Annotated in this window: 25 protein-coding genes; 8 read left to right on the top strand and 17 right to left on the bottom strand. The window is 47.3% G+C overall.

Annotated features, from left to right (window positions below; genetic code table 11):
- Window positions 1-29: 29 nt before the first annotated feature.
- Window positions 30-1,109 (bottom strand): tetraprenyl-beta-curcumene synthase family protein, encoded by a 1,080-nt coding sequence (locus MHI06_RS10245; RefSeq protein WP_340401394.1) that lies wholly within the window; start codon window positions 1,107-1,109, stop codon window positions 30-32.
- Window positions 1,110-1,288: 179 nt separating this feature from the next.
- Here MHI06_RS10245 and MHI06_RS10240 point away from each other — a divergent pair, with 179 nt between their 5' ends.
- Window positions 1,289-2,629 (top strand): multi antimicrobial extrusion protein MatE, encoded by a 1,341-nt coding sequence (locus MHI06_RS10240; protein ID WP_340401393.1) that lies wholly within the window; start codon window positions 1,289-1,291, stop codon window positions 2,627-2,629.
- 40 nt (window positions 2,630-2,669) lie between these two features.
- The gene (locus MHI06_RS10235) at window positions 2,670-3,842 is read left to right on the top strand and encodes an MFS transporter (RefSeq protein WP_340401392.1); all 1,173 of its coding nucleotides are present in this window, start codon (window positions 2,670-2,672) and stop codon (window positions 3,840-3,842) included.
- A gap of 153 nt (window positions 3,843-3,995) precedes the next feature.
- Here the strand turns inward: MHI06_RS10235 and MHI06_RS10230 are convergent, their stop codons facing one another.
- The gene (locus MHI06_RS10230; RefSeq protein ID WP_017689394.1) at window positions 3,996-4,193 is read right to left on the bottom strand and encodes a cold shock domain-containing protein; all 198 of its coding nucleotides are present in this window, start codon (window positions 4,191-4,193) and stop codon (window positions 3,996-3,998) included.
- A 162-nt stretch (window positions 4,194-4,355) separates the two neighbouring features.
- On the opposite strand from MHI06_RS10230, the gene MHI06_RS10225 reads away from it, so the two are divergent.
- The 5 genes from MHI06_RS10225 to MHI06_RS10205 all read left to right on the top strand — a co-directional run bounded on the left by MHI06_RS10225 (window position 4,356) and on the right by MHI06_RS10205 (window position 8,449).
- Window positions 4,356-4,589 carry a hypothetical protein gene (locus MHI06_RS10225; protein ID WP_017689395.1) on the top strand — a complete coding sequence of 78 codons (234 nt, stop codon included), beginning with the start codon at window positions 4,356-4,358 and terminating at the stop codon, window positions 4,587-4,589.
- Between the two features lie 3 nt (window positions 4,590-4,592).
- The gene (locus MHI06_RS10220; protein ID WP_062833637.1) at window positions 4,593-4,778 is read left to right on the top strand and encodes a hypothetical protein; all 186 of its coding nucleotides are present in this window, start codon (window positions 4,593-4,595) and stop codon (window positions 4,776-4,778) included.
- A gap of 214 nt (window positions 4,779-4,992) precedes the next feature.
- A complete protein-coding gene (gene pepF, locus MHI06_RS10215; protein ID WP_340401391.1) occupies window positions 4,993-6,783 on the top strand; it encodes an oligoendopeptidase F in 1,791 nt (596 codons plus the stop codon).
- Window positions 6,784-6,915: 132 nt separating this feature from the next.
- Complete coding sequence (locus tag MHI06_RS10210) at window positions 6,916-7,296, top strand: lipopolysaccharide assembly protein LapA domain-containing protein (protein WP_047842377.1); 381 nt, start codon at window positions 6,916-6,918, stop codon at window positions 7,294-7,296.
- Between the two features lie 112 nt (window positions 7,297-7,408).
- Window positions 7,409-8,449 carry a M42 family metallopeptidase gene (locus tag MHI06_RS10205; protein ID WP_340401390.1) on the top strand — a complete coding sequence of 347 codons (1,041 nt, stop codon included), beginning with the start codon at window positions 7,409-7,411 and terminating at the stop codon, window positions 8,447-8,449.
- Window positions 8,450-8,573: 124 nt separating this feature from the next.
- Here MHI06_RS10205 and MHI06_RS10200 read toward each other — a convergent pair whose 3' ends face one another.
- The 9 genes from MHI06_RS10200 to MHI06_RS10160 form a co-directional block, all read right to left on the bottom strand.
- The gene (locus MHI06_RS10200; RefSeq protein ID WP_340401389.1) at window positions 8,574-9,512 is read right to left on the bottom strand and encodes a hypothetical protein; all 939 of its coding nucleotides are present in this window, start codon (window positions 9,510-9,512) and stop codon (window positions 8,574-8,576) included.
- A 160-nt stretch (window positions 9,513-9,672) separates the two neighbouring features.
- Window positions 9,673-11,604 carry an ABC-F family ATP-binding cassette domain-containing protein gene (locus MHI06_RS10195; RefSeq protein WP_340401388.1) on the bottom strand — a complete coding sequence of 644 codons (1,932 nt, stop codon included), beginning with the start codon at window positions 11,602-11,604 and terminating at the stop codon, window positions 9,673-9,675.
- A gap of 60 nt (window positions 11,605-11,664) precedes the next feature.
- A complete protein-coding gene (locus MHI06_RS10190; protein ID WP_017689402.1) occupies window positions 11,665-12,243 on the bottom strand; it encodes a TetR/AcrR family transcriptional regulator in 579 nt (192 codons plus the stop codon).
- A gap of 12 nt (window positions 12,244-12,255) precedes the next feature.
- Window positions 12,256-13,065, bottom strand: a complete 810-nt coding sequence (locus MHI06_RS10185) for a DUF92 domain-containing protein (protein WP_340401387.1) — start codon at window positions 13,063-13,065, stop codon at window positions 12,256-12,258.
- Between the two features lie 236 nt (window positions 13,066-13,301).
- Window positions 13,302-14,075: an ABC transporter permease gene (locus MHI06_RS10180; protein ID WP_145319349.1), complete on the bottom strand. Its 774-nt coding sequence runs from the start codon at window positions 14,073-14,075 to the stop codon at window positions 13,302-13,304.
- A gap of 17 nt (window positions 14,076-14,092) precedes the next feature.
- Window positions 14,093-14,869, bottom strand: coding sequence for an ABC transporter ATP-binding protein (locus MHI06_RS10175; protein ID WP_062833628.1), 777 nt, complete (start codon window positions 14,867-14,869; stop codon window positions 14,093-14,095).
- A gap of 27 nt (window positions 14,870-14,896) precedes the next feature.
- Entirely contained in the window at window positions 14,897-15,952 is a 1,056-nt protein-coding gene (locus MHI06_RS10170) for an ABC transporter substrate-binding protein (protein ID WP_340401386.1), read from the bottom strand.
- A gap of 12 nt (window positions 15,953-15,964) precedes the next feature.
- Window positions 15,965-17,413: an aryl-sulfate sulfotransferase gene (locus tag MHI06_RS10165; RefSeq protein ID WP_340401385.1), complete on the bottom strand. Its 1,449-nt coding sequence runs from the start codon at window positions 17,411-17,413 to the stop codon at window positions 15,965-15,967.
- A gap of 64 nt (window positions 17,414-17,477) precedes the next feature.
- Window positions 17,478-18,035, bottom strand: coding sequence for a MarR family transcriptional regulator (locus tag MHI06_RS10160; RefSeq protein WP_340401384.1), 558 nt, complete (start codon window positions 18,033-18,035; stop codon window positions 17,478-17,480).
- Between the two features lie 387 nt (window positions 18,036-18,422).
- On the opposite strand from MHI06_RS10160, the gene MHI06_RS10155 reads away from it, so the two are divergent.
- On the top strand, window positions 18,423-18,830 hold the full coding sequence (locus MHI06_RS10155; protein WP_340401383.1) for a hypothetical protein: 408 nt from the start codon (window positions 18,423-18,425) through the stop codon (window positions 18,828-18,830).
- A 120-nt stretch (window positions 18,831-18,950) separates the two neighbouring features.
- On the opposite strand, the gene MHI06_RS10150 is transcribed toward MHI06_RS10155, so the two are convergent.
- From MHI06_RS10150 to hemE, 6 genes are all read right to left on the bottom strand, one after another.
- On the bottom strand, window positions 18,951-19,583 hold the full coding sequence (locus MHI06_RS10150; RefSeq protein ID WP_340401382.1) for a fumarylacetoacetate hydrolase family protein: 633 nt from the start codon (window positions 19,581-19,583) through the stop codon (window positions 18,951-18,953).
- Window positions 19,584-19,630: 47 nt separating this feature from the next.
- A complete protein-coding gene (locus MHI06_RS10145) occupies window positions 19,631-20,383 on the bottom strand; it encodes a glycerophosphodiester phosphodiesterase family protein (RefSeq protein WP_340401381.1) in 753 nt (250 codons plus the stop codon).
- A gap of 24 nt (window positions 20,384-20,407) precedes the next feature.
- Window positions 20,408-21,820, bottom strand: a complete 1,413-nt coding sequence (locus tag MHI06_RS10140) for a CapA family protein (protein ID WP_340401380.1) — start codon at window positions 21,818-21,820, stop codon at window positions 20,408-20,410.
- 185 nt (window positions 21,821-22,005) lie between these two features.
- Window positions 22,006-23,430, bottom strand: coding sequence for a protoporphyrinogen oxidase (gene hemY, locus MHI06_RS10135; protein ID WP_340401379.1), 1,425 nt, complete (start codon window positions 23,428-23,430; stop codon window positions 22,006-22,008).
- On the bottom strand, window positions 23,430-24,380 hold the full coding sequence (gene hemH / locus MHI06_RS10130) for a ferrochelatase (protein ID WP_340401378.1): 951 nt from the start codon (window positions 24,378-24,380) through the stop codon (window positions 23,430-23,432). Before hemH ends, hemY begins: the two co-directional genes overlap by 1 nt.
- On the bottom strand, window positions 24,373-25,437 hold the full coding sequence (gene hemE, locus MHI06_RS10125; protein ID WP_264929678.1) for a uroporphyrinogen decarboxylase: 1,065 nt from the start codon (window positions 25,435-25,437) through the stop codon (window positions 24,373-24,375). Before hemE ends, hemH begins: the two co-directional genes overlap by 8 nt.
- Window positions 25,438-25,490 lie beyond the last annotated feature (53 nt).

The raw sequence follows: 25,490 nt of genomic DNA, 5'->3' as shown, positions 1-25,490 counted from the left end.
TTCAGGCTCCGCAACAACGCGCACCTGACTTACATATTTTTCCGTATCCAGCGACTAAAAATGAAGAAAAATATTCTTGTCATTGGACTATTCTTCATCAGACGTTTGGACACGACGCGAACTTCCTGCTGTTCGCTGACTTTGGGATCAGACAGGTAAATGGCAATTAGTCCTTCGATGATCATCCGGTGAAAGGAGCTTCCCGGAATCTTCTGCACATCGCTGCGTGCCATCTCCACAATAAAAGCAATTCGGTCCAGCATTGTCTCTACATTCTCATAATAGTTGCAGAAGTTGAGATCTCCCCCGATGCGGTCCTCATCCTGATCAATTAAGTAATCGAGCATAATGTGCAATGCGCATACATGTGGGAAATAGGCCGTGTGGATCGAGGCCGCTTGCTCTTCAGTCAACTGATCGTCACTCGCAGCCAGAAACAGCATGAATACGCCCAGTGTAGAGCCAGTTGCAGCAGCAAATTCGTTCCAACGAAACTGAGGTGTGCGATGACGATGCTCCGACCACCATTCGAGCAGTGCCGTTTCTCTCAGTTCCGGCTTGATATGCTTATATACCTGCAGGTCCGTGTATAGGCCTGCCAGATCCTGAATTTGGGGCTTGGCGGACGCATAGCCTGGTAACTGACGGGTCAGTTCCTGACATGTGGTCACCAGATTCCGCAGATATCCACCGTCATCCTGCTCCTCACGGAGGGCATAATAATTGACGGGAATCGCTTCGGGATCTACCGCATCAAGCATGGATTGATGGAGAAGACGAAAGTCATCCGGGTCCATCGAGGTGCTGCGGTCGCACAGATTGTCCAAATAATCACTAATAGTTTGATATGAAACGATCAGCGGAATCAGAATGTGTCTGTTAGACAAATCAGCTAAAGCGTAGACGGTTCCGCCTTCACAGTGAAACTGTTTATCCTTCAGACTGGCAAGTGCCTGAGTACGTAATTCCTCATTCGGAATTTCCTCAGCTTGGGTACGCCATCCATTCAGTGCCTTCCGTGTTTCCGGAATGGTGTATTTGTACACCCCTCTCATCAATGCCAACGGTCCACGCGGATATTGATGACGTTTTCGATTTGATTGGCTCAAAATAAATGTGCCTCCACTTGGTTGAATACGTATTAGAGCGATTTTTAACCATTCCTATTATAATATGATCCCCTTAATTGTACAAATGATCTGCCGCATATTCCGCACAAAAAATCGCATCGGCGTTCAAAGCTTTGTGATATACTAGCCATATTTCATCCATCAAAGGAGTCGTTGACATGTCGTCAAGTGAATCACTTTCGTGGAGACGGTTATTTTCTTTTTTTGTGCCACTTGGCATTTCCGCCTCTCTCGTCACCATTTCTCACGTCATTATAAACAGCACATTAGCACGTTCCGCTCATCCCGAGACGGTTATTGCCAGCTATGCTATTGCCGGTAGCTTGTTAACCCTCACGGAACGCCCCTCCACCCTGCTGCGGCAAACCTGTTCCGCACTGGTTCGCGATCGTCTTTCCTTTCAGGCCCTCACGTTTGTGACCAAAATATTTCTTGCCTGTGTGCTTCTCATCGGTTTTCTCATCGTTTATTCCCCCGTGGGTACCGGGGTATTCAAATACCTGTTTGGTGTAAGTCCGGACTTGCTGACCAAAGTCATCGACGTATATGAAATTCTCATGTATGTGAGTATCTTTTCAGTAATCCGCAACATCTATCAGGGGATCATCATTACGAATAACCGAACCAAGTGGTTAACGATCGGCATGGTATTCCGTTTAGCCGGCATGTATGGTCTATCCCTGTATTTCATATATACAGACAGCATTGACAGTGGACGTGTAGGCGCTATCATTTTTGCTGCAGGCATGATGATTGAAGCGCTGGTCAGCTTTCTGGAGGGAAACAGCATCAAGCGCAAGATGCCAGCCAAGCTTGAGGATCATCCCGTCGAGAGCAAGGGAGACGTATTTCGCTTTTATAAGCCGCTACTGCTATCCAGCTTTGTAGCCCTGTTTATAGGACCGGTCATTAACATCGTTCTTGGCAAAACGACCGGAATCGCACTAGCCATTTCGTCCTTTGCCATAGCAAGCAGTCTGATGCAGTTGATGCTAAGCTTCTTTACATACATCCATCAGATCGTGCTTAATTTCTACCTTGTGGACGCCAAACTGGTACGAAAATTCGCGCTTGTCACCGGATTTATTCCGTTTGCGATGATGGTGTCGATTGCCTATACCCCCTTGGGACCATGGGTACTCGAAAATGTTATGAGCGTTCAGGGCGAACTGTTGAAACAAAGTCTCTGGACCCTGCGTGCGTTCGTCTTATTTCCGCTGATCTTCCCTTTTCTGGATTTCAGCAATGGCCTCATTCTGCTTCGCGGTCAGACGAAAACAATGTTTCGTTCGCAAACCGCGAATGCAATCTGCACGGTAATCGTGCTGCTTATACTGGTTAGTATCTTCCCTGCGTGGAACGGCATGATTGGAGCTGTTGCCCAATCCCTTGGCCTGCTCGCCGAACTTATCATTGTCTGGCTTGTCATCCGGCGCACGCAGCAAGAACCTACCATGTCCGTGCCGAAAGCTGGTAAATCATCATCCCTGAAAGGGTAATAAAATCATTGAACTGTTATCAGGATTGGAGTCTCTCATCATGAAATTAAGTCACAACGCCCGCCCAGATCAGAACTGGCTGCGGGCTCTCATGTTCACAATCTTCGGTTCCACCGTTCTGGTGGTATCCTACTTCCAGCTGTACTTCAGTCATCTGGGCTTCAGTCGGGCTGAGATCGGTTATCTCTACGGGATCGGCCCCCTCATCTCTGTTTTCTCCAATATGTTCTGGAGCATGGCCAGCGACCGTTACCAGACGGTGCGCAAAGTGATGATCATTCTGCTTGGTGGTCAATTGATCACAGGTATCATGCTCGCCAATGCGACGACTTTTGGTCAGGTATTTGTACTCGTGACCCTGTTTTACTTTTTCTATTATCCGGTCTATCCACTCTCCGATACGATGGCTATTACAACAGCCAGCAAGTATGGTCGAAACTTCACTTCCATTCGAGTCTTCGGATCGATCGGGTATGCCTTCTTCGCATTAAGTATCGGGTATTTCCTTGGATCTTTTGGTCCAGGATGGACGATCTGGCTTTGTGTCGGTCTCGCTGCCACTACTCTTCTAATCAGTTTTCAATTGAAGGATCAGCCTTCGGGAAGCAGTAGCAAAATGGATCTTTCGGGGCTATGGGCTATTTTGAAACGCAGAGATGTGCTCACCTTTTTTGGCTGTGTATTTTTGCTAGCCATGGGACATCGGATGAACGAGGCTTTTCTTACCATCACGCTGAAAGAGCTCGGTGCCAGTGAGGGGCTGATCGGCTGGTCTTTACTCATCTCTTCCGTAAGTGAAATTCCCATTTTCCTGCTACTCAGCAAATATGGAAACCGTTATAAAGAACTGCCGCTTATTGCTTTTGCAGCACTGATGTATACGGTTCGTTTACTTCTCATGTCCGTCTCCGATACACCTGCAGCTGTCGTTGCCATTCAGACGATGCACAGCGTTACCTTCGGTATTTTCTACGTTACGGCGGTCCGCTACATCATTCGCCTTGTTCCAGACAGCTACAGAGCTACGGGTATGGCTTTGTTCACCATCGTGTGGTCCAGTGCTTCAGGACTGCTAAGTGGTACGTTGGGCGGACTGCTACTGGAACATGCAGGCAGACAAACCTTCTATCTCACCGCGATGGCTTTCTCTCTGGCTGCCCTGATCGGTTTCGGATTGAAGTTATGGTCCAGCATGACCAATCGTGCATCTTGAACACACAGGAAACCCAGAGCGTATGTACCCGATATCCACACCGAAAATGTAGAATCAAAAAAAGCACAGCCTCCCTTGAGGGGACTGTGCTTGGGTTCTTAATATTCAGCTATAAATTTATCATGTATAGAAGTCCGTTAGCCGGATAAATTCTTACAGTTTGTTTACGTTAGCTGCTTGAGGACCACGGTTTCCATCAGTGATTTCGAATTCTACCGCTTGACCTTCTTCCAATGTTTTGAAGCCGTCTCCTTGGATTGCGGAGAAATGTACGAATACGTCCTCGCCGCCTTCAACTGAAATAAAGCCATAGCCTTTTTCTGCGTTAAACCATTTAACTGTACCTTTCAAATGAAAAACCTCCTAAAAATATCGACATCTATGGCGAATACCCTAATTATACTGTATGGGCTTCCATTTTGCAATTTATCTTTCCATAAATGTCGAAAAAATTTGCTTTGAATCGTAGGGTACGGTATCATTTTACCAAAACCGTTAGTTTGGAGACTACCTATGATAAAAAAACATGAAATATACAAAACAGACAAGTGGAATATGATGACCGTAGAAGTTCAAGGCAAATATCTCGTACTGCGAGAAATTTCGGAAGAGTGGGGCGAAGAATGCCATACATTCCTTAGCCGTCCTGCGTTAATGCACTGGGCTGAACGCCGTTTCCCAAAAGCAGATTTTGAGAACCGTGAGGATGAATGGCGTCAATTAATGGCTGCCTTCAAAGGGGTCTAACCCATGCCGCTTGACTCAAGCAATGTCGTCATCTTTATTATTCTTGCCTTTTCCCTTGGTATTGTGCTTATTCTGGGACGCAACTCTATCCCGGATCGACTAAGACGGGGAATGGCGCTTATTGCTACCCTGCTCATTTGTTTCGCCTTTTTCCTGATCGTTTATTTCTTGTATAACATGGGAACCTAATCACAAGGAACCCTGATGTTCAAATATTTCAACGTGCCTAAGGTCATACTATACGAGATTATTCGTATCGTAAGGAGGAAGGCCGTTGAAATACCAGAAATCACTATCTGTTATACTGGTACTTAGTCTGATTCCTTCGTCTCTCTCCGCACAGGCGAGCACGACGAAGGCAGCTTCGTCCATACATTCATCAGATCATCAAAGGAGGATTTCCATGAGTCAATTATTGAAACGTTCCGAGGTGCCAGCCGAACATAGCTGGAAACTGGAAGATTTATTTGCCGATCAGAACGCCTGGGATCAGGAATATGAAGAAGTATCGTCTTTGACCAAGAAGGCCTCCGAATTTCAAGGCAAACTGGGTCAACCTGATGTACTCAAATCTTGCTTCGAATTTGAAGATGAGATCAGCCTCAAAATAGAACGCCTCTTTGTGTATGCACGTATGCATCAAGATGAAGACACAGCGAATCCTACATATCAAAACCTGTCCCAAAAAGCCCAGAAATTAGGCGTACGGGTTGGTGAAGCACTTTCTTTTGTCACACCGGAGATTCTCTCCCTTCCTGACGATGAGTTGGACGCGTTCATTGCGAACGAAAAACTCTCTGCTTTTACATTTACGCTGGAAGAGATGAAACGGGAAAAAGCCCACGTTCTTAGCCAAACCGAAGAGGCTTTGCTTGCTCAGGTAGGCAACCTTTCACAAGCACCACAGACGATCTTTAGCATGCTGAATAACGCCGATCTCAAGTTTCCAAGAATCAAGGATGAACATGGTAATGAAGTTGAGCTGACACACGGTAGCTACATTCAGTTCTTGGAGAATCCTAATCGCGAAGTTCGCGAACGTGCCTTCAAAGCGGTATACGAAACCTATGCCAAACAGAAGAATACAATTGCGGCTGCCTTGAATGCAAATGTAACCAAAAATATGTTCTACGCTAATGTTCGGAAGTACCCTTCCGTAATGGAAATGTCCCTCTACGGAGATAACATTCCAACGGATGTGTATACGAATCTGGTAGATACCATTCACGAGAGCCTTCCGTTATTGCACCGTTATATGGACCTGCGTAAAAAGTTGCTTGGTGTGGATCAATTGCACATGTATGACCTGTTCGCTCCGCTCGTAGACGAGTACAAAATGGATATTACCTATGAGGAAGCGAAACAAACCGTCAAAGATGGCCTGACACCACTCGGCAAGGACTATGCAGACGCATTGCAGACTGGATATGATAACCGTTGGATCGATATATATGAGAATGAAAATAAACGTTCTGGCGCATATGCCTGGGGCGCTTACGGCACTCACCCATATGTCTTGTTGAATCACAAAGATAACCTGAACAGCATGTTTACACTGGCACATGAAATGGGTCACGCTCTTCACTCACATTACTCGGACACAACACTTCCGTATCGTGATGCACAGTACACCATCTTCCTGGCCGAAGTTGCATCTACAACCAACGAAGCGTTGCTCATGGATTATCTGCTTAACAAATCAACAGATCCGAAGGAAAAGTTGTATCTGCTGACCTATTATGCCGATCAATTCCGTACAACAGTATTCCGTCAAACCATGTTTGCTGAATTCGAGAAAATCATTCATGAACGTGCGGAACAAGGTGACGCATTAACACCACAATTGTTATCCGAGATCTATTATGATCTGAACGTTAAATATCACGGTAAAGACATGGTTGTCGACAAAGATATCGAAATGGAATGGGCTCGTATTCCCCACTTCTATAACAGCTTCTACGTTTACAAATATGCTACAGGCTTCTCCGCAGCGACCAGCTTCTCCAAGCAAATCCTGGAAGAGGGCCAACCAGCTGTTGACCGTTATCTTGGCTTCCTGAAGAGCGGTGGCAGTGATTACTCCATCAACATTCTGAAAAAAGCAGGTGTGGATATGTCTACACCACAGCCGATTCGTGAAGCTATGAGTGTCTTCAAGGAACTGATTGAACAGATGGAGCAACTAACCAAATAAGGTTGTCTTTCCATGTGACCTGCATCCCTTGCCCGTTTGGGCAGGGGATTTTATCATCAATGCAAGATGCAACATACCCGAATATGGGTAATGCATATCTAGTTCTCAATTGTTCAACAAGGAGGCAACACCATGAAAATGCAATGGGCACTCATAGCAGGTCTTGTTTTTGCACTGCTCACGGGGATCTTTGCGGTCATTAATGTGGATTCCGTACAAGTTAACCTGTTATTTAACACGGTACAAATTCCGCTGATCTTGCTCATTCTCGGTTGTACACTGATCGGTGGAATTATTGTAGGTTCATATGGCATTTATCGCCAATACCGACTGCAACGCGAGAACAAGCAATTGAAATTGCGTGTATCTGAATTGGAAAGTTCCGCGACAAGCAAATCTACGTTGGATTCTTTCAAATCGATGGATTCGCTTGACTCAAATGAATCCGACAGCCTATTGGAGAATGATTCGATCCAGAGTCAGCGCAAAGGAAACCCTACGGGGACATTGTAACCAACAGAGTCAGCCTGCTGGCGAGTCAGGAATGGTAGTATCACATTCGCTCCCCCAGACAGGCTGTATTTTGTTTCACACCATACCCACGTTCCAAGGAGGAAATTAAACAATGAGTTTTACGATTGATGAATCTTACGTTCTATCTTTTCTGAAAAAATTGCTGGACACACCAAGTCCAAGTGGTTACACACATCATATTATCGAGATGATCCGCAAGGAAGCAGAATCACTGGGCATCGCCTGTGAGCTGAATAACAAGGGCGGTGCAGTGCTTACATTGCCAGGGCAGGATTCGTCCAAGACGATTGCTTTGAGCGCCCACGTGGATACGCTAGGGGCCATGGTGCGCTCCATTACATCTTACGGCACATTGAAACTGACCTCTGTTGGTGGATTTTCCATGCAAAGTATCGAAAACGAATATTGCACCATCCACACTCGGGATGGAAAGACATATACAGGCACCATTCTCTCCCTTCACCCATCTGTACACGTCTATCCGGACGCACGCACCTTTGAACGGACCGAGAGCCATATGGAAGTTCGAATCGATGAAGTCGTCTCTTCCAAGGAAGATGTGTTGAAACTTGGGGTCGCTGTTGGTGATTTTATCTCCTTCGATGCTCGTGCAGTCATCACGCCGAGTGGTTATATCAAATCACGTCATCTGGACGACAAAGCCAGTGTGGCTGCCCTCTTCGGTATCCTTGAGTCTGCTCATCGCGAAGGCTGGAAACCATTACATAACGTCTCTCTGCTCATCTCTAACTATGAAGAAGTCGGGCATGGCGCATCGTATATCCCTGCGGAAATCAGTGAAATGATCGCTGTTGACATGGGAGCCATCGGTGATGACCTCAGTTGTAAAGAAACCGACGTTTCTATATGTGCCAAAGATTCTTCTGGCCCGTATGACTATGATATGACTAGCCGTCTCATTGAGCTGGCCAAACAAGATGGAATGGATTACGTCGTCGACATTTATCCCCACTATGGCTCAGATGGCAGTGCAGCATTACGCGGAGGAAACAATATCCGAGCAGCACTGATCGGTCCAGGGGTTCACGCGTCTCATTCCATGGAGCGTACGCATAAGGATGCTGTCCTGAATACGGCACGATTGCTCGCTGCCTACATTACAACCAAGTAAAGCAAAATCATTTACAATAACGAAATCATCATGATGACATCCATATGTCTCGTCTAACCAAAAAGGACACTTCCAAGCACAGCAAATCGGTGTGCGTTCGGAAGTGTCCTTTGTTTCATATCTTTTAATCTGCCTGTTCCACATATGCATGATATTTACGATCCAATATCTCAAACTCTGCCTTGTGATCACGTATTTCATTTCTTAGCACATGCATGGTCTTTCGAACCGCGCTCAGTCCATCCTTCACCTGACGTTCGGCTTTGCGAATTTTGTCCTGAACCATCCAATCCACGAAGAGGTTATCGAAGAAATAGTCAGCGAAGGAAAGCAGACCTCCCAGATGCAGATCGGCGTGTACTGCCATCTCTACATCCTCCAGTTCCTTCTGAAAACGTCGTAGACGCTTACCTGCATCCATAATGGCGACCTGAGCGTCATCCATTCGTCCTCGCTTGATATGCGTGGAGATTACCCCACCACCCATCATGTCATATACGCCCCAATTGCCTGCCGAAGCCAAAGCCTTCTCGGCACGTTCAAGGGCATAGAGCAGGTATTCCCCCTCTCGGAAAGCTTCATCCAGTTCCTGTAGTTCGCTTGCAAGATGCTCCCGGTTCTCGGCCATGTGTTGCAATTCCGCATCCTGGTCCAGCAGACGACCTTCCTTCTTCCCCCACAGCGCGTTGTAGTCGCTCTGCCAGTACTGATACTGCCGCCCGCCCTCCAACTCCTGCTCCACATGAATTCGTTGCTCCTGTACATCTTGTAACATGCGACAAGCGGTGTCGTATGCCGCCTTGCTCTCCATCAGTTCCAGCTCTTCCTTCTCCAGACGTTCTGTCTTCTTACCAATCAGTTGATAGAAAAATGCTGACAATGTCATACTGTTCAGTCGATCAACGTCCTTCTGCTCCTTCTGGAGATGCTCCAGACGACGCTTTACCTTTGTTTCCCATTCGCTTTCCTCCGTTTGTAGCTTCTCTAGACGCTTGGTCCATTTCTCGTAAATTCTCCCCTTTTCCTTGAGCACTGCCAACTGTTCATTCATTTGCTTATACATATATGTGGTGTTCTCTCCTTCTATGGAATTCTTTACTTATACAACGTAATGAATATACTAAACGTTTCACATTAAATCGCAAATTCGCAGACAAAAGACGCCCTCTCCTCCTATGCGACATAATGTCACGAAGGAAAAAAGGGCGACGGTTAATCATAAATCAAGACTTGCTCTGTTCAATCTGCTCTGCAAGTTCATTCAGAACGGTCCAGCGTTCCATCAATTCGTCCAGATGACGCTCAGCCTCAACCTGCTCCGCCATCAACTCCTGCAGACGGGCAGAATCACTAAATGACTCTTCCATCTCTTTGTTAATCCGGACAAGATTGGCTTCGGCCTTCTCAATATTTTCATCAATCTGATCGTATTCACGTTGCTCCTTGAAGCTGAATTTCAACTTCGGTTTAGCCGCTGACACAGCAGGCGTCGTTTTCTCCGATGACTGCTTCACCTTCGCTACTCCTGTGTCACTCTCTTGATTAGTTCCAGGTGCATTTTTCAGCATCCATTCCGCATACTCACTGTAGTCGCCAACGTGTACACGTACAGCACCGTTGCCCTCAAAAGACAGCACTTTATCCACAGTACGATCAAGGAAATAGCGATCATGGGATACCACAAAGACAACACCCGGGAAATCATCCAGATAGTCTTCAAGTACAGCAAGTGTCTGGATGTCCAGATCATTCGTCGGCTCATCCAGCAGCAATACATTCGGAGCGGCCATCAGCACACGCAGCAGATACAGACGACGCTTCTCTCCACCAGACAGACGGGAGATTGGCGTCCACTGGGATGCCGGGGTAAACAGGAACCGCTCCAGCATCTGAGATGCTGTAATCAGAGAGCCATCAGCTGTTTTCACATTCTCGGCCACTTCCTTGATGTACTCAATCACACGAAGAGATTCATCCATCTCCTGATGCTCCTGTGTGAAGTAGCCCAGATTGACCGTAGGACCGACGTCAACCACGCCTGCATCGGGTTCCAACTTGCCAGATATCATCTGTAGCAACGTGGACTTACCACTACCATTCGGCCCAACAATACCTACCCGATCTCCAGGTACAGCAATATAACTCAGATCTTCGATCAATTTGCGACCACCGACGGATTTGGAAAGATGCTCAATCTCCAGAATCTTTTTACCCAGACGAGTGGAGCCAACCGATACTTCCAATGAACCCGAGCGCTGAATTCCTTGTTGATCTTTAAGTTGTTCGAAGCGATCAATTCTCGCTTTTTGTTTCGTTGTCCGTGCCTTGGCACCGCGACGAATCCACGCAAGCTCTGTCCGAAGCAAGTTCTTACGCTTCTGTTCGGAAGAAGCTTCCCGTTCTTCCCGCTCCGCCTTCAGTTCCAGGAAACGTGTATAGTTGGCTTCGTATCGGAACAAACGTCCATGATCCAATTCCAGCATGACATTCGCCACACGATCCAGGAAATACCGATCATGCGTAATCATAAGCAATGCGCCGCGGCGTTTCTGCAAGTATTGCTCCAACCAAACGACCGAATCGTTATCAATATGGTTCGTCGGCTCATCCAGAATGAGCAGTTCACAAGGATGAATCAGCGCAGCAGCGAGTGCTACCCTTTTGCGTTGTCCACCAGACAATGTGCCCATCAGTGCATCGAATTGACGAATACCCAGTTTGGACAAAATGCTCTTCGCTTCACTCTCCATCTGCCAGAGCTGAAGCTGCTCCATTTGCTGATTCAAACGTAATAATCGCTCTTGCAAGGCTGGATCGGACGAATTCAGTTCCAATAATTCCATGGTTTCCGTATATTCACGCACGGTTTTCATTTCCATGCTGTCACCTTCGAATACTTGTTGCAGTACCGTATTATCCGGATTGAAGTCCGGATTCTGTGCCAGGAACTGAATACGTACGTCATTACCAATGGAGATCTGTCCCGCATCTGGGGGTTCCATACCAGAGATCACACGCAAAAACGTGGATTTACCGGTTCCATTTACCCCAACGACACCAATCTTGTCCTGATCAGCCATGCCAAATGAAGCATCCTTGAACAATATTTTTTCGCCATAACTTTTTGCAATTTGCTCTACCGTCATTATGTTCATTGTTCGTACCCACTTCTCTGTAAATTAAAATTCAATATCACGTACATCCGTGCACTCACTTTACACTTGTAAAAAAGAACGGCATCCATCCAGAAACAATGCTGCTGCAAAAGCAATTCGTTTGTTCAGATGTTCCTCATTAAACTCCGGATTCAACATAATATCCATCTTCAGCCGGTCCAGAATTCCAATATAGGCTTCCGCGAGCAATACAGGCTCAGGTACACTTGCACTTTCCAATACCTCACACACCATGCTCATGTATTGGTTCATAAATGCCTTCATGAATTTCATCAGATCCGGATCATTATTGGGTGCCATAAAGAAGAGCTTGGTATGATTGCGGCGCTCATAATAATACGTAAGGTGGGTCTTAGCTATTGCTCCAAGTTTATCACCTGTGTTCTCATGCGAGTTCAAAGCATATTCAAGACGGCTGATAAAGCTGTTACAGTCCCGCTTGGATACTGCGATAAAAAGTTGTTCCTTGCTTTTGAAATATAAGTAAATGGTGCCTTTTGCGATGCCGGCTTCGTCTGCAATATCAGACATTTTCGTCTCATAAAAACCTTTCGAGCCAAAAATACCATAGGCCGCATCCAAAATAGCCTCCGATTTGTCCCCCTGTACAGTGCTCAAATGTACTCCCCCTTACCACGCCAAAATGTTACCTAAACCAATCGCCACACATCCACCGATCACCGAGCTAAGCACGTTCACCAGGTCGTTACTCATCCATGCCCAGCCACGAGCCCGAACCGTCGGATGCCCGCAATGTTCATGTACCTCAACTTCACGGCCACAGACGGTACAACGATACATCATCTGAACGGTTGCGCCCAGATAGGAATCGGCAAAAGCACCTGCCATTCCACCCACAAGGCCGACAAAAGTCCAACTAAACAGACTAAGCCCTTCTATCCCGGCGATCCAGGAAAACAAGAATGCTCCCGCACCAATCAGTGCCCCGCCTACGGCTGCAGCCACGGTGCCAAGAAGTGAGACACCTCCTGAAGCACCTGGCGTAAGTACCTTCCACGTGAGAACAGAGCGCGGCGGCTTGCGACTGAGACTCCCAATTTCGGTTGCCCATGTATCCGATGTAACGGTAGCCATTACACCAATGAAAGCATATACCCATGCCGGATGTGGAAATATCCAGTATCCCAGACATAGGAACATGCCCATCCCACCATTAGCCATCACTTGTCCGGCATCCCGATTTCCTGACTTGGCATAGGATTTCTCCAGCTCCTGCTTCCGATCTTTACGAAACCTGGAGAGCAACGTTGAAGTAATGAAAAACAACAATAACGTGCCAAACCAGAACAGGTTACCGGCTCCGTAATATATCGTTCCCATCATGATGGCTGCCAGGCAGCCAGACAGGGTTAGCGACTTTTTCGCATAGGCAGCACCTGCCACCATAGAAGCGCATACGGCGCCAATAATCCAATCCATAATGTCTCCTGCATGCAGCATATGTACAGCCCGCATGACGTTTATTGTATTTTTGAAATTCAATTATACCACGGTTTGATCCCAATGCCGAAACTCCTTACGCCAGCACACAAAAAACCTGTTTTGGTCTCGTGTAGAAGTACCAAAACAGGTTATTGATCAAACGTTAAAACAAGATAACTTCCCTTTAACGTATCCTTCGTATCCTTTATAATCCAGTGTTCCTATGTTCTAATTCAGACCCGCTTCGCTCCGCCAATGACCCCATATCGGTAGAGTACTCTGCGACCAAACCAGTTGAACAATCGATCCGTCAGGAATCCCATAAAGCCCAGGGAAATCAGCCCGACAAAGATCCAATCCGTCCGGAAAAAGAGTCTGGAATTCCAGATCAAGTAACCGACTCCTTCATTCGAGGCAATCATCTCAGCACCGATTATGGCCATATAAGAAGTCCCCATCGCCAGTCGCACACCCGTGAAGATATACGGGGTTGTTGCCGGAACAATTACATGTAACAGAATCTGCCGTTCATTGGCTCCCATACTGCGGGCCGACCGGATTTTATCTTCTTCAACGGAGAGCACACCTGTCAGTGTATTCAGCACAACAATGAAGAAGGTTGCGTACATAATAAGCGCGATCTTGGATTGCTCTCCAATTCCGAACCACACCAGGAATAAGGTAATAAAGGCAATTGGCGGGATAAAACGTATAAAGTTAAGGAATGGCTCGGCGAACAGCCGGATGATATGCACCTTGCCAATAATTAATCCTACTGGAATAGCAATGATGCTTCCCAGTACCCAGCCCGCCAGTACACGAGTGAAGCTGATTCCGATATACTGCATCAGCGTACCGTCAGCAATCAGTTCGCGTGCTCCCAGGATCGTGTGCCACGGACCAGGGATTACGTCAGGCCCATAGATGAGGGCGCCGAGCTGCCAGATTAAGATGACCGTTACCCATAGAAGCGGGATAGACACCCATTTTTTCTCCAACCATTTCATCTTACATATCACCTCAGTTATTCTTCAAAGTGGCCTTGAATTCGGTCATACAGGGTGTTGAACTCAGACGAGGCGATGTTCCTCGGGTAAGGTAAGTTGTTGTGGTAAATATCTGTTATATTCGAAGATGGACCTACGGACATAATGCCTATGCGCTCACCAAGCAATAACGCCTCCTGAATATCGTGGGTGACAAAGATAACGGTCTTATGGGTTTCTTTCCAGATATTCACCAGTTCCTTCTGCATAGTCCTCCGCGTCATCGCGTCCAGCGCGCCGAATGGCTCATCCATCAGCAAGATCGCCGAGTCATTCGCAAGTACGCGGGCCAATTGAACCCGCTGCTTCATGCCACCTGATAGCTCTTTTGGAAATTTGCCCTCATGAGCACTCAGTCCAACAAGCTGAATGTAACGATCAGAGATCTCACGCCGTTGTGTCTTAGGCACCTTGGACATTCGAAGCCCGAATTCAACATTCTCCCTCACGGTTAACCATGGAAAGAGAGACGAATCCGCCTGCTGAAATACCATCGCCCGATCCCTGCCCGGTCTGTCAATCTCCTTGTTATCTACCTTAAGTTGTCCCCCCGACTTGGAGATAAAACCCGCGATCATGTTCAGCAACGTTGACTTTCCGCACCCGCTGGGACCAAGCAGGACAAAGAATTCTCCTCCCTTGATGACCAGATCGACATCCTTAATGATATAATGCACATCCCCATTGCTCGGGGCATGATACGTTTTCCGAAGCTGTTCAATATGAATGGTATGCTGAGTTGCAGGTAAGGACATAACGGACACCTCCCATTTGAAAATAAATTATTTACGGTATGTCACTTTATCCGGCAGCGTCTGTTGGAGAGAAGTCAGATTGAGTTTGGTGTCGAGATCAAAATCCTGTTCGATGATTCCGGTGTCCACCATATATTTCTTCTGACCTGCCAAACTATCATAAGCAGCCTGCGTAAATCCAACTTCCCATGGATTGATCGGAAGGTCTTTCAACGTGGCATCTTTAGGCTGTTTGGTCTCTTGATACATCAGATCTGCAACCTCTTCAGGATGCGCTTGAGCATACGTGGATGCCTCATCAAGCGCCGCAAGAAAATCACTTACCGTCTCGGGGTTTGCCTGAATGAATTCATTACTCGATATCAGCCCCATACCAAGGCGTATAGGCGTCTGGGACATATCCGTCAGCTGATGCACTCCTTCGAGTGCATCGAATTTATCAGTTAACGCGGAACCGATTACCCAAGTGGCATCAAGGGCTCCCTGTTTCAGTGCGATGTAGGACTCATCAAAAGCCCCCTGACCAATTTGCGTCACATCACTGAGCGCCAATCCCTGATCCTTCAAATATTCATCCCATAGATATGGAATAAATGTGCCTCGAATGAAGCTTACTTTCTTGCCCTTCAAATCCGCTCCGCTCTGAATATCCTCCCTTGCATACAGCTTCCAGGCAGCTGCCGCTTCATCCGTAGCCTGACCTGCAGAAGCGATGACTGAATATTCCCCTTTAGCCAGAGCATTCAAAACGGGGAAATCTGCCCCATACGCAATATCTACCTGTTTGATAAATAGTGCATTTACACCTTCAGCCGGTGAACCAAACGTAATACTCTCTGCATCAATGCCTCTGTTTTCAAAAAAACCTTTGGCAATGGCTACCCTGAACGTTGGGTTGGTACTCGTATCTGCGATTCGAATTTTTACATTATCGGCATTTTTGCCGGTAGCGGCTTGGGTTCCCGATCCTGCTGCGTTTGAACTGCATCCGGATAATAGGAGTGCCGTAGCCAGGAATAATATCAATATGCCGGTTACTATGGATGGTTTTCTCACAATATACACCCCATTCGATCTAGTCATGATTCTTGACGCCTAACCGCCTGACTTGCCTTCATCCGACGTTGCCACACAGGCTGCCCCCTCCATAAATGGAAGAGTTGTCTCTACGCTCACGATGGATGCAGAACCTTTGGGTGCTGCTCCCGGTACCCTGTAGGTGGAGACATCAATAGCTTCGATGGCAATCTCCTGCGGTTTTTTCAACTGCGGAACCCACTGATAAGGAACTCGATACGAGCGATAGACCATATTGGTATTCCGCCCATCCGTGTATGGGGAGACATACTCCCAGACCAGCTCATGCTCCGCTGTCACTTCGAACAATCTGCCATTGGAACCCTCGGTTATTAGGGTGTTGCCGTTAGGTAAACGCTGGGCGGAACTGATGTATGGGCTATAAAATTTATAAGAATCCGTCGGAACCGAGAAACCTGCTTCTGCCGAGGTATATTGCCAGACAATCTCCAGGGTGACCGGGTTAATCTCCAGTACACGGGAGTGATCCCGAATCGCATGTTTCAATCCAAATGGGGAAGCAGGATTTGGAAGGCCATAACCTGCCCAGCCGCCGTTGTCGAATACGAGCAAGTTTCCTTCTCCCGGTAGACCTTGGGGAATGATATGTGCATGATGCTGCCCAATGATCGTACCGATGTGCTTCGCTTCAGTTGAAGTATAGTCCGGCCCTAGTCTCCACACGATCTTTCCGCTCTGTCTATCTGTAATGGCGATAATGTTGGCCTCTCTGGCGTCCCAGATAATATTGTCAGGGTGGAACCGTTCGTCCCCGTCTTCATAGAAGCGATTGGGTCCAACATAAGAAGCGGAATTAATATGTAACCAGTCACCGACACCACCGCCAAGATGACCGAAAGAGCGTGTATTCGGGTCACGGAACAGGACATTTCGAGCAGCTTCATCAAAACCTAATTCTTCAAAGTGCTCGTTAGGCAGCCACTCCCAGAGTACCTTCCCCTCCCAATCCACTTCGATAATGGCATCATCAAGCAATGGCTTATCTGAAATTTGCGGGTTACTCACATTTTTGTGAGCCAGAATAAGTGTTTTGCCACTCTTCGTCTTCGGCGCAAGCCCAGGTGCATAGTAACCTACCGGATTACCCTCACGCTGGTAATCATGATGCTGGCGGGCATACCACAGTGGCTCATACCCCGGATCTTCGATATGTTCGTAGCTATTGTATTTCCATACAATGTTGCCGTCCCAATCCACTTGGACCAGATCGACATTGTCCTGAATACCGAACTTCGGATCTCTCCGACCCGTGCTGCCCAGCACGTAGCCGCCAGGCAATATTTTGGCAGGAAACCCTAACAATCCTTTCCACAGGTGAACCTCCTTGCCATTCATGTCGATCAACACTACACCTTCCTCACCTGCCTGATAGACGGTATAACCGCCCCAAGCCTTATCCGGATTGTATAGCGTTGCTCCAGTTGGATATATTGTTGAGTGTCCCATGGATCATCTCTCCCCTAGAATGTTTTGTAGAATGGAATGTCGAATATCACTACTTGATTCAACTTCAATAACTGAGATAGTTACTCTTCCCGGTATTTTCCCGCTGCTTCTGCTCAAGGTCACGTGTGGAAGACTGCTCGTGTTCTTGTATCCCATTGTTCTCCGCCAATTCCAGCACCGTGTCCGAGAATCCCTCCAGATTCGCTACCACCCGCTCATAGAATTGACTCTGTTGCTCCAGCTCCTCCGTTGTAAAACCCTCAAACAGAAGCGTAATACATCGAGCACCGATGTTGCTGTTTCTCGCATACATCTCCCGCCCGCTGGATGTGATGTCCAGTAAAACCGTCCGCCGATCGTCTTCCTTTCGTCTGCGGATGGTGAGTCCCTTTTTCTCCAACTTATCGGTTAGAGCAGTAATGGCACCGGATGTAAAATCCAATTGTTCTGCCAAATCTCCAAGCCGTTGTTCACCTTCACGAATGATTTTGTGCAGTATAAGCATGCCTGGAAGGCTGATGCCCTCTACAGAGATGCGATCCCGCTCTTTGACGAATCGTCTGACCATTTTGCGGAATAACCAGTCCGTCCGCTCCAACGCTTCCCAATCTCTATCGCTCATTCCATATCCTCCTTATTTAACTGAAGTTCAACAGCGCACAAAAAAAGGCCCCCGAGGACATTCCTTAGAGGAGTAGTCCCGGGAGCCTTTGGTGGTCCAATCAGCTCGCTTCTGTTTTCAGTTCAAATTATTTCACTGTTCATTTAATGAGTATTAAAATAATTGAGATCATCATATAACCAACTAACCCAACCTGTCAAGTGCGAATTATGTTAGTGATCTTTTCTTTTTGCAGTCATTCTCCGCTAGGTTGAAATTACTTATCCTGTTTTAAGTTTCAATTCAGGTTTCCCGTTTACACTATTCTCAGATCGAAACATCTACAATTACATCTACGACAAGCTACGATTCAGTTCGTACTCAACTACAGAAATGAGGATTATCCATATGAATATGAAAAGAGTCATTATTATAGGCACAATGATTGTCACCATGTCCTTCGCCGGAACAGCATGGGGCCAATCTGCCATCTCTCCCATACCAACAGCTAAATGGTCCATTCTTGACCTAGATACTCGCGAGGGAAACAGTGACGAACTGCTCAGCGCTCTGAATCAGCCTTCAGAAGCAGACCTGTATCTGGAACTGTACAGCGGCAAATCACTGAGGACGATTACGGAAGAAAACTACGGGAACTTGAATGAGGTCATAGCTATACAAGTAAGGCAGCTCAGGGAGCAGTTGGATGGGCGACTTTCAAATGGAAGTATCAGTTCAGAGCAACATGCTGCACAACAAGCCGAACTGGAAGAGTTGGTCACACAGAGTGCGAATACATCTTATACCTTAGCGTAAATTAGTAGCGTATCCTTTCGATAGAGATTTGAAAATTTCCCTAATAGCACAGCAAAAAGGAGCGTATGCACGCCCCTTTCTTGTACCCTATTCACCTCAAGCAGGTATGATGTGTAATCCTTATTGCGCTGCCCCAATCGTACAGGCACCCCAGGATTCGCCGTCCCATGCCAGTTCGAGCACATCGCCTGCTTGTGTTGGTCCAACACCTTGGGGTGTTCCTGTAAAAATGACATCGCCCGGCCCCAGGCCGTAATGGTGACCTACATAATCCACAATATCCTGTAAACTGAAGATCATGTTACCAATGTTACCACGCTGAACTTCCTCACCATTTTTGGTCAATGTAAAGTCTTTCTCCAGCAATGTTGCCGCACCTGGGAATGTCTGAAATGCAGTAACCGGCGCAGAATTTTTGAACCCTTTGGCCGCTGTCCAAGGGTGACCCTTTTTCTTAATCACGGTCTGTACATCACGTAATGTAAAATCAATACCAAATGCATACTCATCCACCAGCTCATCTACCGCTACACCTGGCTCATAACTACGGCCGATTCGCACGACCAGTTCAGCTTCATAGTGAACTTCACCTTGGGTAGCAGGCAATTCAAGGGTTTCACCATTCAAGGATACGACTGCATGAGAAGGTTTCATAAAGATCATCGGCTCATCCGGAACCGCGTTACCCAATTCTTCCGCGTGAAGTTTATAATTGCGTCCTACACAGTATACATTGCGAATATTAGTCAACATGGGTATATAACCACCTTTATTAGGTTCATTAGTGTATATGGAGTAAATTAAGGTCTGAAGAATCGGCTGCTCGTCTCCTGAAATGCATGTTCCCATACGTCAGGCCGGTTTGTACATAACATGAGCTCTGGATCTACTGCCGCCAGTCTCTTCATAATCGTCTTGTCATCCACCGTCCAAGCCATCACACGAATGCCTGCACTTCGCATCTCGTTCATTAAGGATTTGTCCACATTGGTATATCCAATCGAGAGGAATGTACAATTCATTTGCCGCAGCGCGGTTAACAGGTCACCTGGTCGTGCATCGATAATTAGCCCCGTCTGGATATCCGGTGCAAGTTTCTTCACTTCAATCAGAGCGGCAGGTTCAAACGAAGTGATCACCACATCATTCTGCATATGTCTTTTTCTCACTTCATATATAACCGCGGCAGGCAGACCAGGGTACATATCTCCCTGCGTTTTCAGTTCGATGTTCAAACGCACTCTGCCGCACGAACGATCAAGTAGTTCACTTAGAGCCGGAATCCGCTCACCTTTGTAGGTCTTGTTTTTCCACGCTCCGGCATCCAGCCGTTGCAGATCAGCCCAATCGGTTTCCCGAACCAAGCCCTTGCCATTCGTCGTGCGATCCACTGTAAAATCATGAATGATCACGGGCACACCATCACGCGACAACTGCACATCCAGCTCCATCCACTGAACTTCTGGCCGTTCCATGGCCATCAGGAATGCAGCCATCGTATTCTCTGGTGCAATGGAAGAAAATCCACGGTGCGCTACACAAAGGTTGTTCATTCGATTCCCTCCTCAAAAAGGTTCTCAATTGGGCGAAGCGACTCCACTCGCATCATATCGAATGCCTGGAGAAAGCTTTGCCATCTGCTCCAGCAGCAGTCTGTTCGCCTCATCAATCATCGGAATGGCCTGGCCAAGCCCTGCCTCATAAGGGATGACTTTCATACTGCAATTAGCATCGCTACTACAGCGTGCCTGAAATACAGCCGTTTTCCACGTTTCTTCGGTTGTGGATCTGGAGAAAATAAAATTCCCCGTACTATATGCAATCCACTTCCCTTTATAGTACTCCAACCCTTGCAATACATGCGGATGACCACCTATGACCAGATCCGCACCCGCATCTACAAACTCATGAGCCAATCGAGTCTGGTCACTATTCGGAGTACTTACCCGTTCCTCTCCCCAGTGTGCAACCACAATGACCAGGTCCGCCTTCTTACGGGCCTCCTGAATCGCTTTGACTGCCCCTGTGGAATCATAGGCTTCAGCGACGCCAGCCCGATTGCCCTCAGCCTTCCAACTCGTTTCCGGTACCACTCGGGAGAACCCCAGCAATGCGATCTTCATGCCTTTGCGTTCCAGGTACGCTGGTGCATAGGCCTCATCTTTGTTCATGCCAGCCCCGGTGTGAGCTATGCCATACTCCTTGAGATAGGTTAGCGTATCCACCAAGCCCTCTACACCTTGATCCAGAATATGATTGTTAGCCAAATTCACGGCATCAAAACCCGCAGAGGCCATTGCCGCCAATGCTTTGGGCGAAGATTTATATACATATGTTTTGTCAACTGCACCGGTACCACCCAGGGTTATTGGTGTCTCCAGGTTACCGATGGTAAGATCATCATCCTTGAATAACCTGCCGAGTTTAGCAAAGGGATAGTCATAACCGTTCTTATCCAGCAGTTCGGCAACTTTACCAGAGAACTGGATATCGCCAACAAAGTTAATCGTGACATCCTTCGCTGAATTGGAAGGTTTCGACGTCCCTGATTCGGTATCCACACCTGCATTTCCCTTGGTGCTGGATGGTGTCGAAGTTGCCGCAGGTTTTTTCGTTCCGGAATCGGCTTTCCCAGTATTGATGTTGCTTGCAGCGTCAGGTGTCGCTACGCCGGATGTTTTTTCTGCATCCTCTGTTGTCTCTTCATCCGTTGCTTTAGGACCTTCTTCCGAAGTCTCATCAGATTCCGCGTCTGGAGAACTTACTTGATCACCGCCTTTGGCATCAACTCCAATGGAAGGCTGATCCTGATCCACTATCTCTTGCTTCACCGGCTGGTCTGCCTGTTGCTGACGTGTATTAATGACATAAAAAATGCCCACCAGACCAATTGCCATGATCAATACAATATTAACTATCCTTATAATTCTGCTACGGGCACGTTTAACTTTTTTCTTCTCTACACTTCGCTCTGATCTCGGGGGATACATAAGCAACTCCTCTTCTTCTTCACAGCCATACATACCATTATATCAGGCATATTCTGGATTTCCATCATTCCTTGGAACTGTATCGATTCGAAGGGTATTAACTCGGTTAACTTCCAGATATTCATGCAAAAAAAGCCGTCTCTTCTGTAGATAAATCTACATTCGAGACAGCTCTCTTGCTGTACTTAATCTGCCGCTAGTTCTTGTGTAGCCTGAACAGACATTTCCTTCGCTTGTCTGATGCAATCAGGCAAACCTACACCCTCATAACCGGCACCTGCGATGTACACGCCAGGTAATTTGCTGCCAAGATCCTCACGAAGAGCGGCAATATGTTGGAGGTGTCCCACCGGATACTGTGGCATCGATTTGCGAAGCCGTGTAATTTCGGAGAAAATCGGCACCGCTTCGATGCCCATGGTCTCTCTCAGATCTTTGAGAACCAGATCCGTGAGCGCCTCATCCGGAAGCTCTACGTTCTGTTCGTCTCCAGAGCGACCAACATAACAGCGGAGCAATACTTTATCATCCGGACTGGTATGCAACCATTTCGTCGATGTCCACGTGCAAGCCGTAATATTCCGGCCCTCTTTCCGCGGAACGAGGAAACCCGATCCGTCGAATACATGCTCGACCTCTTTTTTCTCAAAAGCGAGTACCACATTGGCTACAGACACATAGTTAATCGCATCCAGAGCTGCTGTATCCACGTGAGGCTTCAACAGCTCTGACGCAATATACGTCGGCACAGTAACCACTACATCATCCGCTTCTAGCTGTTCACCATTCTCCAGTTCAACACGGTATCTGGTCTCCGCTCCGTCAAGACGCTGCAGCGACTTCACCGCAGTGTTCAGACGTTGATCCACATCCTGCAACTCATGTACGAGGGCGTGAACAAGGCTCTGCAATCCCTGGCGAAAGTTCAGAAAGGCACTTCGTTTCGTTCCGGTATGCGTCTCAGCCGGTTTACGACCAGTCATCATGCCCCGGATCAAGCTTCCGTAATCGCGCTCTACTTCTCCGAACTGCGGGAAGGTAGCCTGAAGACTCAATCGCCGCATATCACCCGCATAGATTCCCGCGAGCAGTGGTTCCGTCAGGTTCTCCAGCACTTCTGCTCCAAGACGACGTTCAATCATATAACCGAGCGATTCATCTTCTGTTGTACGACGCGGCGGGATGACAAAATCCATCAACGCGCGCAGTTTGCCTGCCGGAGAAACCAAGCCACTTCTCAGGAATGGTCTTAGTTCTGTCGGAATACCAAGAACGAGTCCTGCTGGCATAGGATGAAGCTTGCCACGCTGCATGATATACGTTTTCTTCGACTCCGGATTCTGACTTACCAGCTCATGATCGATCTCCAATTCTTTGGCAAGATCAATCATTGCTGTTTTGCGAGCCAGAAAAGAATCCGGCCCTTTTTCAATCACAAATCCATCCCGGTGCAGTGTCTCGATCATGCCTCCCATGGACGAGGTTTTCTCGACCAAAGTAATCACAGGTTCAACGCCCGCTTCCCGGTAATGCTTGCGGATATAAAATGCCGCGCTGAGGCCAGTGAGGCCACCGCCGACAACAACAACACGGCGTTTCTTGTTACCCATTACTCATCCGACCCTTGCTGCCATTGGCTTATAATAACGTCGCTTAATGTCTCCATGTATAGAGGATCGCTATTGAGAGAATCAATACGCATGAGGCGCATGTCGATCTCTTTGGCAATCGCTTTGGCCTCAATATCGAGATCATAGAGGACTTCGAGATGATCCGAGACGAACCCGATTGGTGCCACAAGTACATCCTCTACCTGTTCACGAGAAAGTTCCTGTAACGTATCCAAAATATCCGGTCCGAGCCACGGCTCAGCTGTTCGTCCAGCACTTTGCCAAGTAAATTGCCAATTGGTAATGCCTACACGTGAGGCAATCACTTCCGAAGTCTCCAGCAATTGTTGCGGGTATGGATCACCCATCTCCACAATACGTGCTGGCAAGCTGTGTGCACTGAACAACACCTTCACATCTCCGCGTTTCGCTCCAGCTTCCTCGAACATATCCAACTTCGCACTGACTCGCGTAGACAACGCCTGAATTAACTTCGGATGCAGATGATAGCTCTCAATAAAGGACATATGAACGCCCAGCTCTTCTGCTTTTTCACGCGCACGCTTAATATAGCTGCCTACACTCATCGTTGAGAAATGAGGCGCCAGTACAATGCCAATTGCTGTCTGAATTCCATCCTTCGCCATCTGTTCCACGCCATCCTCAATAAACGGATAGGCATGCTTCAGTCCTTGATAACAACGGAATTCCACATCATTGCCACGCTCATCGCGGTTTAACGTCTCCTGAAGTGCCTTGACCTGATTGTCCGTGTTTTCCCGAAGTGGAAAAACACCGCCAACAATGGCTTCATAACGATCCGTCAGTTCCTTTAATTGCTCGGGTTCAGGCGGACGTCCTCTGCGGATATGTGTGTAATACGCTTCGACACTCTCCAAATTTTCTGGTGTGCCATATGACATCACCAGTACACCTATCGTATTAGTCATTCGTTACCGTCACCCCAGTCTTCAATGCTTCGGCAGAATATTCATGAATATAAGCCGTTAGTTCTCTGAGTTTATCAAGAGATGCTTCAGGAAATAGTCCGTGTCCCAGGTTAAAAATGTACCCCGGCTCCTTGATTCCTTCGTCAATGATCACTTTGGCTTGCTCCTTGATCAGTTCCATCGGTGCAGTCAGCAGATAGGGGTCCAAGTTACCCTGCACGGCGAATTTGCCGCCAAGTCGCTCACGACCTTCCGAAATCGATACTCTCCAGTCCAGTCCAATCACATCAGCTTGCAGATTATGCAACGCTGGCAACAATTCGCCCGATGCGACACCAGGGAAATAGATCTTCGGTACATTCAAATCCGATAATTCGGTAAAGATACGAGTAATCGTAGGCAACACATATGTTCTGAAGTCTTTCGGAGAAAGTGCTCCAACCCAGCTGTCAAACAGCTGGAATGCTTTACCGCCATTCGCAATATGCGCACGGACATATGTAATAACCATATCACCAAGCTTCTGCATCAGCTTATGCCACACCTCAGGCTCGCTGTACATCATCGTTTTGGTGCGGATATACCCTTTCGAAGGTCGGCCTTCGATCAGATAGCTCGCAATGGTGAAAGGTGCACCCGCAAATGTAATGAGAGGCACGTCAAGCTCCTTATCCAGAATTCGAATGGTCTCCAGGATATGTGACAGATCTCCTTCTACGTCAATGGGACGCAAACGATCCACATCTGCAGCGGATCGAATCGGATTATCGATGACCGGTCCAATGTTTTTTACAATGTCAAAATCAATGCCCAGTGAGGCAACCGGATTCATAATATCGGAATACAAAATAGCCGCATCTACACCAAGTTTACGTACCGGCATAAGTGTAACTTCAGCCGCCAGCTCGGGTTGTCGGCAAATCTCTAACAAGGAGTACTTTTCTTTAATTTTGCGATATTCAGGATCGTAACGTCCAGCCTGACGCATGTACCATACCGGAACACGGTCTACCTGTTGTTTGAAACTTGCCCGAATCAGTCGATCATTATAGCTCATATAAGAAGCCTCCAATAGTTTTTGGACTCATAATTACCATTATGCCCTTTTTA

The organism is Paenibacillus sp. FSL H8-0079 (genome assembly GCF_037991315.1).
Lineage (GTDB): Bacteria > Bacillota > Bacilli > Paenibacillales > Paenibacillaceae > Paenibacillus.
The sequence above is the reverse complement of the archived record's forward strand: the minus strand, read 5'-3'. Positions and strand labels throughout refer to the sequence as shown.

What these genes read in the sequence shown, in the direction of transcription:
- MHI06_RS10240 (WP_340401393.1), top strand. Translation starts at nt 1,289, where the DNA reads ATGTCGTCAAGTGAATCACTTTCGTGGAGACGGTTATTTTCTTTTTTT.
- MHI06_RS10235 (WP_340401392.1), top strand. Translation starts at nt 2,670, where the DNA reads ATGAAATTAAGTCACAACGCCCGCCCAGATCAGAACTGGCTGCGGGCT.
- MHI06_RS10225 (WP_017689395.1), top strand. Translation starts at nt 4,356, where the DNA reads ATGATAAAAAAACATGAAATATACAAAACAGACAAGTGGAATATGATG.
- MHI06_RS10220 (WP_062833637.1), top strand. Translation starts at nt 4,593, where the DNA reads ATGCCGCTTGACTCAAGCAATGTCGTCATCTTTATTATTCTTGCCTTT.
- pepF (WP_340401391.1), top strand. Translation starts at nt 4,993, where the DNA reads ATGAGTCAATTATTGAAACGTTCCGAGGTGCCAGCCGAACATAGCTGG.
- MHI06_RS10210 (WP_047842377.1), top strand. Translation starts at nt 6,916, where the DNA reads ATGAAAATGCAATGGGCACTCATAGCAGGTCTTGTTTTTGCACTGCTC.
- MHI06_RS10205 (WP_340401390.1), top strand. Translation starts at nt 7,409, where the DNA reads ATGAGTTTTACGATTGATGAATCTTACGTTCTATCTTTTCTGAAAAAA.
- MHI06_RS10200 (WP_340401389.1), bottom strand. Translation starts at nt 9,512, where the DNA reads ATGTATAAGCAAATGAATGAACAGTTGGCAGTGCTCAAGGAAAAGGGG.
- MHI06_RS10195 (WP_340401388.1), bottom strand. Translation starts at nt 11,604, where the DNA reads ATGAACATAATGACGGTAGAGCAAATTGCAAAAAGTTATGGCGAAAAA.
- MHI06_RS10185 (WP_340401387.1), bottom strand. Translation starts at nt 13,065, where the DNA reads ATGGATTGGATTATTGGCGCCGTATGCGCTTCTATGGTGGCAGGTGCT.
- MHI06_RS10180 (WP_145319349.1), bottom strand. Translation starts at nt 14,075, where the DNA reads ATGAAATGGTTGGAGAAAAAATGGGTGTCTATCCCGCTTCTATGGGTA.
- MHI06_RS10175 (WP_062833628.1), bottom strand. Translation starts at nt 14,869, where the DNA reads ATGTCCTTACCTGCAACTCAGCATACCATTCATATTGAACAGCTTCGG.
- MHI06_RS10170 (WP_340401386.1), bottom strand. Translation starts at nt 15,952, where the DNA reads ATGACTAGATCGAATGGGGTGTATATTGTGAGAAAACCATCCATAGTA.
- MHI06_RS10165 (WP_340401385.1), bottom strand. Translation starts at nt 17,413, where the DNA reads ATGGGACACTCAACAATATATCCAACTGGAGCAACGCTATACAATCCG.
- MHI06_RS10160 (WP_340401384.1), bottom strand. Translation starts at nt 18,035, where the DNA reads ATGAGCGATAGAGATTGGGAAGCGTTGGAGCGGACGGACTGGTTATTC.
- MHI06_RS10155 (WP_340401383.1), top strand. Translation starts at nt 18,423, where the DNA reads ATGAATATGAAAAGAGTCATTATTATAGGCACAATGATTGTCACCATG.
- MHI06_RS10150 (WP_340401382.1), bottom strand. Translation starts at nt 19,583, where the DNA reads ATGTTGACTAATATTCGCAATGTATACTGTGTAGGACGCAATTATAAA.
- MHI06_RS10145 (WP_340401381.1), bottom strand. Translation starts at nt 20,383, where the DNA reads ATGAACAACCTTTGTGTAGCGCACCGTGGATTTTCTTCCATTGCACCA.
- MHI06_RS10140 (WP_340401380.1), bottom strand. Translation starts at nt 21,820, where the DNA reads ATGTATCCCCCGAGATCAGAGCGAAGTGTAGAGAAGAAAAAAGTTAAA.
- hemY (WP_340401379.1), bottom strand. Translation starts at nt 23,430, where the DNA reads ATGGGTAACAAGAAACGCCGTGTTGTTGTTGTCGGCGGTGGCCTCACT.
- hemH (WP_340401378.1), bottom strand. Translation starts at nt 24,380, where the DNA reads ATGACTAATACGATAGGTGTACTGGTGATGTCATATGGCACACCAGAA.
- hemE (WP_264929678.1), bottom strand. Translation starts at nt 25,437, where the DNA reads ATGAGCTATAATGATCGACTGATTCGGGCAAGTTTCAAACAACAGGTA.